Below are 16963 nucleotides of genomic sequence, written 5' to 3' on the forward strand. Positions count from 1 at the left end.
GAAGGGATGGCAATATGGCAGTAAATAAATTCTTTAACGCTCATCACTCGCCTATCGGTTCATTTTCAAGCTTTACCTTAGGTTTTACCGGAAACGGCGGGGGGCTGGACCTGGAACTAGGGCGGTCGCCTCGTAAAAATATATACATAGGCGTGGAAAACGCCGACAAACCAGGAGTCTATGATGCTCTGCCGTTCTTTGGGACGGAAACGGATGAAAGCAGCAGATTTGATATTGAAAATCCAGATCCAGAACCAGATAAACCAAATATCATCCATCCATTTTCCAAGGAACAAGTAGAAAGAGACTTTAAACTGGGAACAGATACCTGGAAAGCAGGCGATATCACCTTCAGATTGTATTCACAAGTTCATCCAGTTGCTGACCCTGAATCAGCAAGTGAGGAAGATCTTAAATTAACGCTTGTGCCTGCAGTTCTTGCTGAGCTGACCATCGATAACAGCAAAGGCAAAAGAAGCCGGCGGGCATTCTTTGGATATGAAGGCAGTGATCCGTATAGTTCGATGAGAAGGCTGGATGATACGTCAGAGCTGCCAGGAGTTGGGGAAGGGCGGATCACTGCGATTGCGGCGGCCAACCAACATGCCAGGTCTGCCCTTCACTTCAGCCAGGAAAATATTCTAACCTCGCCTTTAGAGGAAAACTGGACGTTTGGCCTGGGGACAGTGGGATCGTTAGTAATGGATGTACCGGCGGGTGAAACAGCTACTTATCAATTTGCCGTTTGTTTTTACAGGGGTGGGATAGTTACTGCCGGGATGGACACTAGCTATTACTATACAAAGTTCTTTGCAAATATTGAAGAGGCTGCATCATATGCTTTAAAGAACTTTGACAAAATAAAAGATAGAGCATTGGCATCTGACCGTTTACTAACAGATACAAGCTTATCTGAGGACCAAAAGTTCATGATGGCTCATTCTATCCGCAGTTATTACGGTTGTACGCAGCTGTTGGAAAGGGAAGGCAAACCTTTCTGGGTAGTAAATGAGGGTGAATACCGGATGATGAATACTTTTGATTTAACAGTTGACCAGCTTTTCTTTGAATTGAAAATGAACCCCTGGACAGTCAAAAACGAATTGGATATGTTTGTCGAACGCTTCAGCTATGAAGATGGAGTCCGTTTTCCGAATGACGAAAAGGTTTATCCAGGGGGATTGAGTTTCACTCATGACATGGGAGTGGCGAACACGATCAGCCGCCCGCATTACTCCTCTTATGAGTTATATGGAATCGACGGCTGTTTTTCCCACATGACTCACGAACAGTTGGTTAACTGGCTGTTGACAGCATCCGTCTACGTGGAGCAAACAGAAGATAAACAATGGCTTTCAGAAAACATGGAGATATTTAAGCAGTGTTTTGAAAGCTTACTCAATCGGGATCATCCAGAGCCTGAAAAACGTAATGGGCTGATGGGACTTGACTCCACCAGGGTAATGGGCGGAGCGGAAATTACCACCTATGACAGTCTTGATGTTTCCTTGGGCCAGGCGCGAAACAATATTTACCTTGGCGGAAAAATATGGGCTTCTTATGTTGCATTAGAAAAGATTTTCCGCGATAACCGCGAGGCTTCTTTAGCTGAACTAGCAGGCCGGCAGGCGGACAAAAGTGCTAATACAATCGTAGAAAATGTGACTGGCCAAGGGTATGTGCCAGCGGTAATTGGAGAGAACAATGACTCAAAAATCATTCCGGCAATCGAAGGCTTAGTTTTCCCATATTTCACTAATAACCACGAAGCTTTAGAGCCTGAAGGAAGGTTCGGAGAGTATATAAAAGTGCTCAAAACCCACCTGGAGACGGTTTTAAAGGAAGGTGTCTGTCTGTTCGAAGATGGCGGCTGGAAAATCTCTTCTACAAGCAATAACTCATGGCTAAGTAAAATTTATTTAAGCCAGTTCATTGCCCGCCACATATTAAAGCACGACGACAAGAATGGCGCCAAAGCTGATCAGGCGCATGTTAAGTGGTTAACTCACCCGCAGCTATCCGTATGGAGCTGGAGTGATCAAATCATTTCCGGGGAAATTACTGGAAGTAAGTATTATCCAAGAGGGGTTACCAGCATCTTATGGCTGGAGGAAGAAAATCGTTAGACACCAGCGGGATTATAAAAGACACCTTCTGTCACCTGAAATGGGGGAGAAGGTGTCTTTTAAAGTTAATTATCCATTTTTGCAGCAACCTTATGGAAAGCATTTAGGCTAAGCCACATTGTTATGAAAGCATAGACGCTACCGCCAAAAATAAAATACAGAGCTGGGAAAAACCGCATTACAAAGTAAACACAGACAAGGCAAACCAACATGAAGAAAGTATTGACTGGATTAACCAGCATAATTAAAAACGCATTTTTGATCATTTGCCCGATACGGAGATCGTAATGGACAAAAACAGGGAAAATGTAAAAGGTGAATAATAAAAATAAAAACATAAAAGCAAACAATGGAGCAAAAATCCATTCAAAATCTGTTACTTGAATATAACGAATATCGAGAAAAACAAGAATCCCAGTTACCGTAAGAAACAAACCTAACAGGTTACCTTTTAAAAAGTCTTTACGATAATACATCCAAAAAGAAGGAAACACAGGGAGGTCTCCCTTACCGGTCAGCCATTTCCTGACAACGGCAAACATTGCCAATGTAGCAGGAAAAAAACCGAAAACGACTCCGCCGGCTAAAGTGAAAAGTATCCATAAAAGATTGATATATGCGAATCTAGTGATCCATTCTAAAATATTGTAAATAGCTCCACTGGTGTTCAATGGCAGCGCCTCCAATCTGCAATGGTGCTGTTTTAAAAGTCTGGCAAATATGTAATGCTTGGCAGCATATATTATCTCAAAAACTTAGATAAATAACACCTTAATCTACTATTTTCTTGCTGCTAATTTCATTATAAACTTTGTTTATTTAATAGACAAACTAAAACCGGATTGATATAATGAATATTGAAAGCAGTTACATTTTTTTGGACAGCTACATACTATGCGACTTTGAAAACAAAGGAGGATAGTACCAGCGATTTGTTTTTAATCTTAGATCACACATATCTTGGGAGGTTATATTGATGACATACTTTACGGATATCGACAAAATCAAATACGAAGGTGCGGCTTCAACCAATCCATATGCGTTTAAATTTTACAATCCTGAAGAAACAGTCGGCGGGAAGTCCATGGAGGAATATCTCCGATTTGCGGTTGCTTACTGGCACACATTCACTATGGATGGCTCAGACCCATTCGGTGCAGGTACGATGGTACGGCCGTGGGACAAATACAGCGGAATGGATTTAGCAAAAGCCCGCGTAGAGGCGGCATTTGAATTTTTTGAAAAGCTTGGCGTGCCTTATTTCTGTTTTCATGACGTTGATATTGCTCCAGAAGGCAGCAGTTTAAGAGAAACGAACCAAAATCTAGACACTATTGTGGCAATGATTAAAGATTATATGAAAGACAGCAAGACAAAGCTCCTTTGGAATACAGCAAACAATTTCACGCATCCCCGGTTTATCCATGGTGCTGCATCCTCCAATAATGCTGATATTTTCGCTTACTCTGCAGCGAAGGTGAAAAAGGGCTTGGAAGTCGGCAAAGAGCTTGGTGCAGAAAACTATGTATTTTGGGGCGGACGCGAAGGTTATGAAACGCTGTTAAATACCGATATGAAATTAGAAATGGACAATTTAGGACGTTTCTTCCACATGGCTGTAGACTATGCGAAGGAAATCGATTTTCATGCACAGTTCCTGATTGAACCAAAGCCGAAAGAGCCGACTACCCATCAATACGACTTTGATGTAGCAACAGGTTATGCTTTCTTGCAGAACTACGGCTTGCAAGATCACTTTAAATTTAATATTGAGGCAAACCATGCTACTTTAGCCGGCCATACGTTTGAACATGAGCTGCACTATGCCCGTGTCAATGGCATGCTCGGGTCTGTCGATGCCAACCAGGGAGATCCACTGCTGGGCTGGGACACAGATGAGTTCCCGACAGACTTGTATTCTACTACTCTGGCAATGTACGAAATTATTAAAAACGGTGGACTGGGAAAAGGCGGCCTCAATTTTGATGCCAAAGTGAGAAGAGGTTCATTTGAGCCGGAAGATTTGTTCCATGCACATATTGCTGGTATGGATAGCTTTGCTGTTGGACTAAAGGTTGCCCAAAAATTATTTGATGACAAAGTTTTGGAAAACATCATCGATGACCGTTACAGCAGTTATAAAGATGGAATCGGCCTTGAAATTGTTGAAGGTAGGACTGATTTCCATAAGCTTGAAGAACATGCTCTCGGATTAAAAGAAATAAAACATCAATCAGGCCGTCTGGAGAAAATTAAAGCGACGATTAACCAATATATGCTGCAAGCATTTGCACGTTAATTAAAGCATCCAATCACTTTATTTAAAAGAGGTGGAATGATGAAATACGTCATTGGAGTAGACTTAGGTACAAGTGCCGTGAAAATTCTTTTGGTTAATCAAAATGGCGAAGTCGCACAAGAAGTTTCTAAATCTTATCCGTTAATTCAAGAAAAAACCGGATATAGTGAACAAGATCCAAATGTTTGGGTGGATCAAACGGCTGCAGGGCTGACCGAACTTCTAGATAACATTTCAGTAGAACCAGCTGATATTGAAGGTATCAGCTTTTCCGGCCAAATGCATGGACTTGTTTTGCTCGATGAAAATTACCAGGTGTTACGCAATGCGATTCTATGGAATGACACAAGAACAACTGCGCAATGTCAGCAAATTTACGAGGCCGTTGGGGAAAAACGGTTGCTGGAGTTAACTAAAAATCCTGCTTTGGAAGGTTTTACCCTTCCAAAGCTATTATGGGTAAGAGAACAAGAGCCGGAAATCTACCAGAAAGCGAAGAAGTTTGTACTTCCCAAGGATTACTTGCGGTATAGGCTTACTGGCAAGCTGCACATGGAATATTCCGATGCTGCCGGTACACTGCTCCTCAACATCGGCAAAAAAGAGTGGAGCAGGGAAATTTGTGGATTGCTTGGCTTAGATATTAATCTTTGTCCTCCTTTGGTGGAGTCTCATGCGGAAGTGGGAACCCTTTCCGCTTCGTTTGCTGAGGCCACAGGTTTAAGCCGGTCCACCCGCATTTTTGCAGGTGGTGCAGACAATGCGTGCGGTGCGATAGGATCAGGGATCTTAGAAACAGGCAAAACACTTTGCAGCATTGGGACTTCCGGTGTTGTCCTTTCCTATGAGGAGGGTAAAGATAAAGATTTTGCAGGGACTGTTCATTACTTTAATCATGGGGCAGAGGATGCTTACTATACAATGGGGGTAACCCTCTCAGCAGGTCATAGCCTTAGCTGGTTCAAAGACGTATTTGCCGAAAATGAATCGTTTGAAGAGCTGCTTGCTGAAATTGGGGACGTCCCGCCCGGTGCAAACGGACTACTATTCACGCCTTACTTAGCAGGAGAGAGAACTCCGCATGCTGATCCTGCCATCAGAGCAAGCTTTATCGGGATGGACAGCTCTCACCAGCGGAAAGACTTTGTACGTGCAGTATTGGAGGGGATTACTTATTCCCTGAATGAATCCATTGATATCTTCAGGAAAAATGGCAAGAAGATCGATACAATCGTATCGATTGGCGGCGGTGCCAAAAACGAAGTTTGGCTGCAGATGCAGGCAGATATTTTTGATGCCAGGATCATAAAGCTATCGAGTGAGCAGGGGCCGGGAATGGGGGCAGCAATGCTTGCTGCATTTGGCTGTGGCTGGTTCAATTCTCTTGTCGACTGCGCCGGTGAATTTTTAAAGGAATCGGTGGAATACTTGCCAATAAAAGAAAATGCCCTTCGATATCAGGAACTGTTTAACATATACAAAGCTGTTTACAGCCAAACGGCTGACATGAATCAGCAGTTAATGAAGTTCCGGCAATAGCTTAACAAATATGCCGGTTTTTGTTTTGCAGCCTTATTTCTATAGCGAACGTTCATACAAAAAGTGTATTCTTACGGCTGGCCATTTCTCGGCGCTTGTGGTATCCTATTCTGTCCGTATTTTAAACTATATCTCCCTATCCTATATTATTTTGCCATAAAATAGGGTATAATGGTATTAGGAATCAGAAAGGGGATTAGATTATGGCCTATTATAACAACAAGAAAGAACCAACCCCGGAAGTGGAAACGAACATTTGGTCTTGTACTAGCGATGATTGCGCAGGATGGATGAGGGAAGATTTCACCTTTGAAGAAACTCCAGCTTGTCCCTTATGTCAATCAAAAATGGAAAAAGGCGTAAAAACTTTACCACAGATTAACTAATATACCTACAATCAGCGATTAGGAAGCAATTAAATAAAGTAATCACGTGATAACCATCAGCCCTGTTTAACAGGGCTGATGGCTTTTCTTTCAGACACGGCTTTGATAACCTTTTGAATATTTGTAATATAAATACAATTTTTGCTATACTCTTTATATAGAGTCACTACTTCAAGATTTTAAAACTCCATAAATGAAAGCGATTACAAATAATCGAAGGAGGGTTTTGGAATGAAGTATGAAATGCCGAATAGTACGGGAGCGGTTGTTAACTTTAAAGAAAGGTATGGAAATTATATTGGAGGGGAATGGAAGGAACCAATCGGAGGCGAATATTTTGATAATGTCACCCCTGTGACTGGTGAAGTGTTTTGCCAGATAGCCCGTTCATCTGCAGAGGATGTAGAATTGGCCCTTGATGCGGCCCATGGAGCCAAAACAGCATGGGGGAAAACGTCACCTGCTGAAAGAGCTGTCATACTTAATAAGATAGCAGACCGAATGGAAGAAAATTTAGAAGTGCTAGCTGTAGCCGAGACATGGGATAACGGAAAGGCTGTCAGGGAAACATTGGCCGCAGATATCCCGCTGGCCATAGATCACTTTAGGTATTTTGCCGGAGTGATCCGAGCGCAGGAAGGCAGCTTAAGCCAGCTCGATGATGATACGGTAGCCTATCACTTTCATGAGCCCTTAGGCGTAGTAGGACAAATCATCCCATGGAATTTTCCTATTCTTATGGCGACCTGGAAGCTGGCACCTGCTTTAGCTGCGGGGAACGCTGTAGTACTTAAGCCAGCAGAGCAAACACCTGCCTCGATTCATGTACTTATGGAGTTGATCCATGATTTGCTGCCACCGGGAGTAGTCAATATTGTTAATGGTTTTGGTGTGGAAACAGGAAAGCCTCTTGCTTCAAGCAGCCGGATTGCCAAAATAGCTTTTACCGGTGAAACTACTACAGGACGTTTAATCATGCAGTATGCTTCAGAAAATATTATTCCGGTTACCTTGGAACTTGGCGGGAAATCGCCAAACATCTTCTTTGCGGATGTAATGGAAGCGGACGATTCTTTTCTTGATAAAGCAGTAGAAGGTCTGGCAATGTTTGCTCTTAATCAGGGAGAAGTATGCACTTGTCCTTCTCGGGCATTGGTTCATGAATCTATCTATGAAGCTTTCATGGAGAGGGCAGTTCAACGGGTGAAAGCAATTAAAATCGGGCACCCGTTAGACACAGAAACGATGATGGGGGCACAGGCTTCGCTAGAGCAAATGGAAAAGATCACTTCTTATCTGGATATAGGAAAGCAGGAAGGAGCGGAATTGTTAACTGGCGGAAACAGAAACAGCCTGGCTGGTGAACTTGCTAATGGTTATTATGTGGAGCCGACGATTTTCAAGGGCGGCAATGACATGAGAATATTCCAAGAGGAAATCTTTGGGCCTGTTTTGTCCGTCACAACCTTCAAAAATGAGGATGAGGCGATGGCAATTGCCAATGACACCCTATACGGTCTGGGTGCTGGTGTGTGGTCCAGAAACATTAACACGGCTTACCGCTTTGGCAGGGGGATTGAGGCAGGGCGTGTCTGGACGAACTGCTACCATCAGTATCCTGCCCATGCAGCATTTGGTGGATATAAAAAGTCGGGAATTGGCCGGGAAAATCACCGTATGATGCTTGATCATTATCAACAGACGAAAAATCTGCTGGTAAGCTATAGTACCGATCCTGCTGGTTTATTTTAGTGCCATTTTCAAGAGGAAGGGTGAGAGCATGGTCGACAAAGTGACAGCAACCGATGAGGCAGTAAAGTTGATCGAAAGCTTAAAAGACAGGCATGGACCGCTGATGTTCCACCAGTCAGGAGGCTGTTGCGACGGCAGTTCCCCAATGTGTTTTAGCCGGGATGAATTTCGTACCGGCAATGCCGATGTGCTGCTGGGATGGATTGCAGACTCTCCATTTTACATTTCCAAGGATCAATATGAATATTGGAAACATACACAATTAATTATCGATGTCGTCGACGGACGAGGCGGCATGTTTTCGTTGGAAGGTCCAGAAGGAAAAAGGTTTCTAACCAGATCTCGGGTGTTTACGGAGAAAGAGAGAAAGGCTTTGGCGGAATAAAGATTATAATGGCGGCCGGTTTTGGCTTGCCAGTTTTTTTAAACTTAAAAGAAACCGTTTTCCTTGAAAAGAAAAATAATATCTAAAAATTTAAAAAAATAGGTTGATTTTGTTAATTATTAGTAATATAATCATGTCAGAAAGCGTTTACATATAGTTTCATTCTGATCCTATGTGTATTTTTTTAACCGATAACGAAACCGGTTTCCTAACTTAAGCTAAATGTGTTTATGGCATCATATCTATTCGGTTTCCAAACGGTCCTGGGGGTGAATGAAAAACCAGCCTTTCCTGATTCTGCGAAACAACAAAAAAATGGGGGTAAAGATGATGAAAAAATGGATTTCGATGATTGTGTTTGCGGCACTACTTTTGATGCTGGCAGCATGCAGCGATGATAGTAAAGCATCTGACGATGGGGAGTCCGGTGCAAGCGGCGGTAAAGTGGAATTGGATTTCTGGGTTTTTGGCAGTGCCGGCTATGACGTGCTGGCAGAAGAGTACATGGAAGAGCATCCTGACGTGAAAATAAACATAAATGAAGGAGAAATGGCGGACATCCATAATAATTTATTTACCTCGATTTCTGCCGGAAGCGGTGCACCAGATATTACCATGATCGAGGTCAGCGAAATCGCCAAGTTCATGCAAGCCAATGATCAGTTTTACAACTTGAATGATTATGGCGCCAAGGATGTCCAGGATAATTATCTGGATTGGAAATGGCAGCAGGCACAGAGCGTGGATGGGGACTTTCAATTAGGATTGCCGACAGATATTGGACCGACAACCATGTTTTATCGGACCGATGTTATGGAAGAAGCAGGATTACCGACAGATCCAGAGGAATTGGCTGCACAGATTAATGACTGGGACGCTTACCATGAAGCGGCTAAACAAGTGAAAGAAAAGACTGGCAAGCCAATAACCGATAGCCCTGAACTAATGTTTTCCGCTTTAAGAGACCAGGCACCTGAACAGTATTTTAATGAAGAAAATGAATTAATCATAGAGACTTCTCCATATGTAAAAGAAGCATATGATTACACAACTCAATTAATTGAAGAAGGATTGGTCGGACAGAACTCCCTTTGGACCCCTGAATGGGGAAGCGCGATGGCTGATGGCAGTTACGCTACATTGATTGGTGCTCCTGCATGGATGATTGCCAATGTGAAGGGGAACGCACCAGATGCTGGCGGTAACTGGTCATTGACTACTATTCCGGAAGGAGCAGGGAACTGGGGAGGATCTTTCTTAGCAATTCCTAAAGAGTCTGATCATCCGCAGGAAGCGTATGATTTTATCGAATGGCTCCTTTCACCGGAAAACCAATTGAAATCGTTCCATAACAATGGTTTATTCCCTTCAACTCCTGCCGTTTATGAAGATGAAGAGTTCCTCGCTACTAGTGACGAGTATTTTAGTGATGCACCAACTGCAAAAATATTTGCCGAGGCAGCCCAATCTGTCCAGCCTATTCATATGGGCGTAAACTATTCAATTGTCCAGGATGAATTAATATTGGCCCTGACTAATGTAGCAGTAGAAGGAGCTGACCCTCAAAAGGAATGGGATGCAGCAGTGAAAAGGATTAAGGATCAATTGGCCAGACAGTAGGGATTTTACTAAGCGGTCCAGGGTCTTATATGGACCGCTTATTTAATGAAAGGGGAGAGAATAGTGGCCCAACCTCAAATCCAGCCTGATGCAGATACAAAACACGAACCGGTGAAACCTTCTCCAAAAAAGAAACGGTCGCCTTTTCATTTCAGTGAGAAAACAAAAGACGCTATTTCCGGGTATTTGTATATATCACCATTTTATATATTGTTTGCTATCTTTGGTCTGTTTCCTATGTTGTTCAGTTTTTACCTCGGTTTTCAAAAATGGAACGGCTTAGGAGAAATGGAGTATGTAGGATTACAGAACTTTAAATTTGTCCTTGCAGATCCAATTTTTTGGAAGTCATTACTTAACACAGTAGTCATCGGGGTCATTGGAACCCTGCCGCAGTTACTAATCGGGATTATCTTAGCCTATGCATTGAATTCAGCACTAATCAGGTTCAAGAGTGTCTTCCGGGTTTCGATTTTTATGCCTTATGTTACTTCTACAGTCGCAGTCGCTATCGTGTTTGGCGTTATGTTCAATAATCAGGACTTCGGATTAATGAACGTTGTATTCAATTGGCTTGGGTTCGATTCTGTAAATTGGGGCACATCGGAATGGGGAGTGAAACTGGCGATTTCTACGATGGTCTTCTGGCGATGGGTTGGCTACAATACAATTATCTATTTGGCTGGGCTGCAGGGAATACCAAACGATTTATATGAAGCAGCCAAAATTGATGGAGCAAGTATTAGGCAGCAAATTCAGTATATTACCATTCCAATGCTGAAGCCAATCATTATCCTGACTGTGTTTTTATCAACAATCGGGGCCATGCAGTTATTTACGGAACCACTTGTATTCCTTGGAAGAAGTTTTAGAGAAGAGGGCATCACCGTAGTGCTTTATTTATATCGAGAAGCCTTTTCAAACATGGCTTTTGGAACAGCATCAGCTACGGCGATTATCTTATTTGTTATTATTATTGTCTTGTCGAGCATTAATGTATTTTTCACTAATCGAATTGGGAAATAAGGGGTGTGGCAAATGGGTAGTAGAAAAACGGAAGCGAAAAAAATTACTTTTTCCAACATAATTGTGTATGGAGTGCTTATGATTGCCGCCATTCTATCTATTTTCCCGTTTTATTGGATGTTTGTAATGGCGACCAACCATAATAGTGCAATTAACTCTGTTCCTCCTGCGTTTATCCCGGGAAAAGAATTGGTAACAAACTTTCAAAATGTGTTAAGTAATATTGACTTCTTCGGGGCTATGTGGAATTCCTTGATCGTGTCAACGTTGACAACGTTAGGTGTTCTGTTTTTGTGTTCACTCGCAGGCTTTTCGTTTGCCAAGTTTCAATTCAAAGGCAAAAACGTATTGTTTGTATTTCTGCTGGTAACCATGATGGTGCCGCCGCAGCTGGGATTAATCCCGCAATATTATATTATAACCAAACTTGACTGGGTCAATGACTTGAAAGCAATCATTATCCCGGGGATGATCGACGCTTTCGGCATCTTTTGGATGAGACAGTATATTAGCAGCAATGTCCCTGATGAATTAATGGATGCGGCAAAAATAGACGGTTGCTCCAACTTCAGAATTTATTGGAACATCACGGTGCCTGTTATCATTCCGGCATTTGCTACATTGGCTATTATTAAGTTTATGTATATGTGGAATGATTTCTTATGGCCGCTGGTCGTACTCCGTGATGAATCCTCTTATACTATTCAAATAGCGCTTAGGAATTTAATTGATAATTATGTCCGGGATAATGGCATGATTTTATCTGGTACTTTCTGGGCAACAGTTCCGCTAATTATCATCTTCCTGCTGTTTAACAGGTTGTTCATCCAAAGCTTGACACAAGGAGCAGTAAAGAGCTAAAACAATAGTATATCAAAAAGACTGAGGGATTATTAATGAAACTGACAATCAAGGATATTGCCAAGATGGCTGATGTCTCTCCTGGCACGGTCTCTAAAATCATCAATAATACAGGAAGCATTGGCTATAAAACAAAAGAGAAAGTTATGAAGATAATTGAAGAAACAGGTTATCAGCCTAGTTTTTCGGCAAAGTCACTAGCTACAAAGAAATCGAATTTAATTGGGCTTATATATGCGGGTGAAGTAGATGTGGATTTCAACCATCCCTTCTTCAACCAGGTAATCAATGCCTTCCGCAAAACAATCGGCCAGCTGGGCTATGATATTCTTGTGTTTTCCAACAATCAATTTAGCAAAAATAAAGAGGATTATCTAGCAAGATGTAAACATTTTCAGTTGGATGGATGCATTGTTGTCGCGGGTGAACATATCGAAGACTCTGTCTATGAGCTTGACCAAAGCACGGTGCCCTGTGTAGGAGTCGATATTGAATTGACCGGACCCCAGTCCAGTTATGTGACAACAGATAATAGCAAAGTTGCAGCAAAAGTTGTGGAATATTTTTATTTACATTCCGTAAAAGATATCGCTTTTATTGGCGGGCAAAGAGATTCGGTAATATCTAACATTCGTAAAGACGGTTTTATCCATAGTATGAACCAGTTCGGAATCAAAATAAATGAAGAGTGGATCAAGTATGGAAATTACTTTGAGGATAGTGGGTATGAAGCAATGCAGGCAATGCTTACCGATCGTCCTTATCCGAAAGCAGTATTTGCTGCTTCGGATATGATGGCATTGGGTGCTTTGAAAGCCATTAAAGAGGCGGGTCTCCGTGTTCCTGAGGATATCAAGCTGCTTGGCTGTGATGATATTGAAGCTTGCCGTTACAGCGACCCCACTCTAAGTACAGTAAAGCAGGATAAGGAAAAAATCGGAAAGCTGGCAGCTTATATGCTGCATGATTTAATTAATGGCAATGCAGAGCCAAGTTCTATCCTTGTAGATCCAGAGCTGGTAATCAGAGGTTCGTCAGCATTAGTGTCTGAAAAACTGTCTATAAAGGGGAGCTAGCATGCAAAAATCAGAAAATACCTTTATGCGAGTGATGGATATTTTCACCCACTTTTTATTATTGAATGTTATTTGGATGGTTAGCTGTTTGCTGATTGTCACTATTTTTCCAGCGACTACAGCATTGTTTGCAGTGGCCAGAAAATGGACGGCATCGGGAATTGAAGCAGGTGTTTTTACTCTTTATATAGATAAATTTAAAGAGAACTTCAGAAAGAGTTTTGTCATTGGGCTAATCTCGATAGCAGCAGGGGCGGTTATATATATGGATGCTGTTATCCTTTTGCATGTTTCATTTAAGGGCAGTATGTTTTTACTGGCTCTGCTGATTTTTGCCGGTATGCTCTACTTTTTTACGGTTATCTATGTGTTTTTCATGATGGTAAACTATGAGCTGTCGATTTTACATACGTTAAAAAATGCACTTTTTCTTTCCATCAGCAAAATCTTTCACACTTTGTCCTACCTTGCCATCATAGCTGGCGTCCTGACGATTGTTTACTTTTTTCCATTTTTCCTGCTCATCGCTGGGAGCCTGCAAGCATTTATCATGTACCAGATTTTCCATAGACTTACTGACCAAATTAACCAACCAGTAACCGAATAACAAAGGGATAGGGCTGTCTCTGCCAACTTGCTAATCGAATACTAAGCCAACATGAACTGCTGCAGGGGGGAGGAATAGCCTTTCTTAATCATAAGGGGGAATTACAATGGCATATATTCAATTTCCGGAAGATTTCAAATGGGGGGTTGCTACAGCTGCTTACCAAATTGAAGGAGCGGTCCGTCAAGGGGGCAGGGGACCGTCGATTTGGGACACATTTTCCCATACCCCTGGAAAAGTTCTCAATGGGGATAATGGTGATGTTGCTTGTGACAGCTATCATCGATATGAAGAGGATATTGCCTTGATGAAAGAACTAGGGGTTAACGTTTACCGGTTTTCTGTTTCCTGGCCGAGAATCTTTCCAGAAGGAACTGGCAAGGTAAACAAAGAAGGTTTAGCATTTTATCACCGTATGGTAGACAAACTGCTGGAAAATGGAATTGAACCGATGTGTACACTCTATCATTGGGATTTGCCGCAGGTTTTGCAAGACAAGGGCGGCTGGGATAACCGCGAAACGGTGGAAGCGTTTGTGGCTTATTCAGAGTTAATATTTAAGGAGTTCTCCGGGAAGATAAAGTCGTGGTTAACAATTAATGAACCGTGGTGTGTTTCCTTTCTTTCTAATTTCATCGGTGCTCATGCGCCAGGAAACCAGGACCTCGCCCTGGCGGTTAATATTTCCCACCATTTATTACTGGCTCATGGCAAAGCGGTTGCGAGATTTAGAGATTTGGACATTCCCGGAAAAATAGGCTTTGCACCAAATGTGACTTGGCTGGAACCATACAGCCGTGATCAGGAAGACGTAGAGGCCTGCCGCCGAGGGATGGGCTGGATGGTTGATTGGTTTTTGGACCCCATTTTTACAGGGACTTACCCGGCATTCATGGTTGATTGGTTTGCAGCTAATCAGGCTCCTTTGCAGATCAAGGATGGCGATATGGAGTGGATTAAACAGCCGGTAGACTTTATCGGCATTAATTATTATGAATCGAATGTTGGAAGGCATAATCCGCAAGGCGGAATGCTTGAAGTTGAAAGTGTCGACATGGGTTATAAAAAAACCGATATCGGCTGGTTCATCAATGCGGAAGGATTTTATAATGTTCTCACGTTTATTGCTGATAAATATGGAGAAATACCGATCTATATTACCGAAAATGGCATCTGTATCAATGACGGGGTCGAAGATGGAACTGTCAATGACCAACGAAGGATCGATTACTTAAAAGGACATATCGCTGCTGTTGCACGCAGTCTCAAATCTGGCGTAAATATAAAAGGCTATATCACCTGGTCCCTGCTCGATAACTTTGAATGGGCTGAAGGTTACAGTAAACGTTTTGGCATCGTCCATGTCAACTATCGTACATTGGAACGCACAAAAAAAGAAAGCTTCTTCTGGTACCAAAAGGTAATCGGAAATTCCTGGCTGGAAGTGTAAGCCGTTATAAGCTTCGGACCGCCTCCCCTTTACCGGGCGGCGGTTTTTTTGCTAATCATCCACCTTCTTCTCCCACGGAACCTTCCTCTCCGGTCATCCCCCTCTTCCATAAATAGATAGGATTGTAAACAACTTGTAATAATCTCCGTAAACCCTGGCCCGGGCGCAATTGCCAATACTTCGCTTGTGGGGTTGCTTGCATCCTGAAAGAAAAGGATGTATAAAGGGGGAAGAATATTAAAGAAATGAGGCTGGCATTATGAAGAAAATTACTTTACTAATAATGATGGTTTTGATAAGTATATTAGCAGCATGCAGCGATGATAAGGAAAATGCTGAAGGAAGCAACAAGGAAGCAAACCAAAATCAAGAAGCAAACCAAGAAGCGCAAGAGGAGTTAGCTAAGCAGCAGAAGGAACAGCAAAAGCAGTTAGAAGAACAACAAGTGGACGAGGGCGAAGTAGTAGCTGTTGTTAATGGGGAAGAAATAAAAGGAAAAGAGTACAATAAGGTACTTCCGCAAACAATCTACAGCCTGCAGCAGAGCGGACAAAAAACCGATGATAAAGAACTAGTGAAAAAGAAAACCGTTGATATGCTTGTCAACCAGAAGCTTGTCATGCAAGAAATTGCGAAACAGGAGATTGAAGCTCCTGAAGAAAAAGTCGACCAATCATTTGAACAGTATAAATCGCAGTTTGAAAGTGAGGAAAAGTTCCAGACATCCTTAGAAAAAAATGGTGATACGGAAGAGTCTATTAGAAAGTCGCTTGCCAAGGAAGTGAAAATGCAAATGTACTTGCAAAATGAAATTCCGGAAACAAAGGTGTCTGATGAAGAGGTACAACAATATTATGATGAACTTTCCAGCCAAAGAGATGATTTACCGAAGTTTGAAGAAGCTAAAGATAAAATAAAAGATATTCTCGTACAGCAAAAACAAAACGAAGAAATAACTAAGCTATTGGCACAATTGAAAGAGGAAAGTGAAGTAGAAACAAGAATTTAAGCGATAGCTAAAAAAGCCCAGGCTCATGCAGATGCCTGGGCTTTTTTAGCATTGGAAAAATTGCTTAACTATTGTTTTTGTTCAAATGAATGCCTTCTTCTGCAAACCGTTGATGGATCCTACGGACAAAGGCAGCGGCATAGGGGCTATCCCCATGGATGCAAATGGTGTCAGCTTTGATTGGAATCCGTGCTCCCTGAACCGTGGCGACCGTACCGGTTTTCAACATATCGATTACCTGAATGACCGCTGACTGTTCATCGGGCAGCAATGCATGCGGCTGGTCACGCGGGGTTAGGGAGCCGTCATCCTGGTATGTTCGATCAGCAAAAACCTCATGCGCCACTTTTAATCCGATTCGTTCACCTGCTTTTGTCAGCTCACTATTTGCCAGACCATAGAGAGTGAGGTCCGGATTATAATCAGCTATTGCCTGTGCAATAGCCCTGGCAATTTCCTTGTCTTGTGCAGCTATATTGTAGAGAGCGCCATGGGGTTTCACATGGGAAAGAGAAGCTTTGGCTGCATGTACAAACCCGCTCAATGCGCCTATTTGATAAATAACCATTTGGTAGGCTTGTTTCGGGGTAACTTGCAAAAAGCGCCTGCCAAATCCGTTTAAGTCTGGAAACCCGGGGTGGGCCCCGATTTTCACCTGGTTATCAATAGCCAGTTTGACGGTTTCTTCCATGATTTGTGGATCACCAGCATGATAACCGCAAGCAATATTGGCCGATGATATAAAGGGGATCAGCTGTTTATCACTACCTAAGGTATACGGACCATAGCTTTCCCCCATATCACAGTTTAAATCGGCAGTGAACATG

15 protein-coding genes are annotated in these 16963 nt (G+C 42.4%); 13 read left to right on the plus strand and 2 right to left on the minus strand.

What is annotated here, in order from left to right; all coding sequences use genetic code 11:
* Positions 1–14: 14 nt before the first annotated feature.
* A complete protein-coding gene (locus tag BLR93_RS07550) occupies positions 15–2126 on the plus strand; it encodes a glycoside hydrolase family 52 protein (RefSeq protein ID WP_093212887.1) in 2112 nt (703 codons plus the stop codon).
* Between the two features lie 65 nt (positions 2127–2191).
* Here BLR93_RS07550 and BLR93_RS07555 read toward each other — a convergent pair whose 3' ends face one another.
* Positions 2192–2797, minus strand: coding sequence for a YesL family protein (locus tag BLR93_RS07555; RefSeq protein ID WP_093212889.1), 606 nt, complete (start codon positions 2795–2797; stop codon positions 2192–2194).
* Positions 2798–3102: 305 nt separating this feature from the next.
* On the opposite strand from BLR93_RS07555, the gene xylA reads away from it, so the two are divergent.
* The 12 genes from xylA (at position 3103) to BLR93_RS07615 (ending at position 16136) form a co-directional block, all read left to right on the plus strand.
* Positions 3103–4425: a xylose isomerase gene (xylA, locus tag BLR93_RS07560; protein WP_093212891.1), complete on the plus strand. Its 1323-nt coding sequence runs from the start codon at positions 3103–3105 to the stop codon at positions 4423–4425.
* A gap of 39 nt (positions 4426–4464) precedes the next feature.
* Entirely contained in the window at positions 4465–5964 is a 1500-nt protein-coding gene (gene xylB / locus BLR93_RS07565; protein WP_093212893.1) for a xylulokinase, read from the plus strand.
* A gap of 203 nt (positions 5965–6167) precedes the next feature.
* On the plus strand, positions 6168–6350 hold the full coding sequence (locus BLR93_RS07570; protein WP_093212895.1) for a cold-shock protein: 183 nt from the start codon (positions 6168–6170) through the stop codon (positions 6348–6350).
* Between the two features lie 231 nt (positions 6351–6581).
* Positions 6582–8102, plus strand: coding sequence for an aldehyde dehydrogenase (adh, locus tag BLR93_RS07575; protein ID WP_093212897.1), 1521 nt, complete (start codon positions 6582–6584; stop codon positions 8100–8102).
* 28 nt (positions 8103–8130) lie between these two features.
* Positions 8131–8487: a DUF779 domain-containing protein gene (locus BLR93_RS07580; RefSeq protein WP_093212899.1), complete on the plus strand. Its 357-nt coding sequence runs from the start codon at positions 8131–8133 to the stop codon at positions 8485–8487.
* A gap of 330 nt (positions 8488–8817) precedes the next feature.
* Positions 8818–10107, plus strand: coding sequence for an ABC transporter substrate-binding protein (locus tag BLR93_RS07585; RefSeq protein WP_175559289.1), 1290 nt, complete (start codon positions 8818–8820; stop codon positions 10105–10107).
* 63 nt (positions 10108–10170) lie between these two features.
* Positions 10171–11133, plus strand: coding sequence for a carbohydrate ABC transporter permease (locus BLR93_RS07590; RefSeq protein WP_245690088.1), 963 nt, complete (start codon positions 10171–10173; stop codon positions 11131–11133).
* Positions 11134–11211: 78 nt separating this feature from the next.
* Complete coding sequence (locus tag BLR93_RS07595; protein WP_425440930.1) at positions 11212–11994, plus strand: carbohydrate ABC transporter permease; 783 nt, start codon at positions 11212–11214, stop codon at positions 11992–11994.
* Positions 11995–12029: 35 nt separating this feature from the next.
* Positions 12030–13070, plus strand: a complete 1041-nt coding sequence (locus BLR93_RS07600; protein ID WP_093212905.1) for a LacI family DNA-binding transcriptional regulator — start codon at positions 12030–12032, stop codon at positions 13068–13070.
* 1 nt (position 13071) lies between these two features.
* A complete protein-coding gene (locus BLR93_RS07605; protein ID WP_093212907.1) occupies positions 13072–13677 on the plus strand; it encodes a YesL family protein in 606 nt (201 codons plus the stop codon).
* A gap of 106 nt (positions 13678–13783) precedes the next feature.
* The gene (locus BLR93_RS07610; protein WP_093212909.1) at positions 13784–15127 is read left to right on the plus strand and encodes a GH1 family beta-glucosidase; all 1344 of its coding nucleotides are present in this window, start codon (positions 13784–13786) and stop codon (positions 15125–15127) included.
* Positions 15128–15386: 259 nt separating this feature from the next.
* Positions 15387–16136 (plus strand): SurA N-terminal domain-containing protein, encoded by a 750-nt coding sequence (locus BLR93_RS07615; protein ID WP_093212911.1) that lies wholly within the window; start codon positions 15387–15389, stop codon positions 16134–16136.
* A gap of 64 nt (positions 16137–16200) precedes the next feature.
* Here the strand turns inward: BLR93_RS07615 and BLR93_RS07620 are convergent, their stop codons facing one another.
* The gene (locus tag BLR93_RS07620; protein ID WP_093212913.1) at positions 16201–16962 is read right to left on the minus strand and encodes a LamB/YcsF family protein; all 762 of its coding nucleotides are present in this window, start codon (positions 16960–16962) and stop codon (positions 16201–16203) included.
* Position 16963: the final 1 nt, after the last annotated feature.

The organism is Sediminibacillus albus, from assembly GCF_900101125.1.
Classification (GTDB): Bacteria; Bacillota; Bacilli; order Bacillales; family Amphibacillaceae; genus Sediminibacillus; species Sediminibacillus albus.

Coding starts and splice junctions, on each gene's coding strand:
- BLR93_RS07610 (WP_093212909.1), top strand. CDS start 13,784: ATGGCATATATTCAATTTCCGGAAGATTTCAAATGGGGGGTTGCTACA.
- BLR93_RS07580 (WP_093212899.1), top strand. CDS start 8,131: ATGGTCGACAAAGTGACAGCAACCGATGAGGCAGTAAAGTTGATCGAA.
- xylB (WP_093212893.1), top strand. CDS start 4,465: ATGAAATACGTCATTGGAGTAGACTTAGGTACAAGTGCCGTGAAAATT.
- BLR93_RS07615 (WP_093212911.1), top strand. CDS start 15,387: ATGAAGAAAATTACTTTACTAATAATGATGGTTTTGATAAGTATATTA.
- BLR93_RS07595 (WP_425440930.1), top strand. CDS start 11,212: ATGATTGCCGCCATTCTATCTATTTTCCCGTTTTATTGGATGTTTGTA.
- xylA (WP_093212891.1), top strand. CDS start 3,103: ATGACATACTTTACGGATATCGACAAAATCAAATACGAAGGTGCGGCT.
- BLR93_RS07570 (WP_093212895.1), top strand. CDS start 6,168: ATGGCCTATTATAACAACAAGAAAGAACCAACCCCGGAAGTGGAAACG.
- BLR93_RS07620 (WP_093212913.1), bottom strand. CDS start 16,962: ATGTTCACTGCCGATTTAAACTGTGATATGGGGGAAAGCTATGGTCCG.
- BLR93_RS07605 (WP_093212907.1), top strand. CDS start 13,072: ATGCAAAAATCAGAAAATACCTTTATGCGAGTGATGGATATTTTCACC.
- adh (WP_093212897.1), top strand. CDS start 6,582: ATGAAGTATGAAATGCCGAATAGTACGGGAGCGGTTGTTAACTTTAAA.
- BLR93_RS07550 (WP_093212887.1), top strand. CDS start 15: ATGGCAGTAAATAAATTCTTTAACGCTCATCACTCGCCTATCGGTTCA.
- BLR93_RS07585 (WP_175559289.1), top strand. CDS start 8,818: ATGAAAAAATGGATTTCGATGATTGTGTTTGCGGCACTACTTTTGATG.
- BLR93_RS07600 (WP_093212905.1), top strand. CDS start 12,030: ATGAAACTGACAATCAAGGATATTGCCAAGATGGCTGATGTCTCTCCT.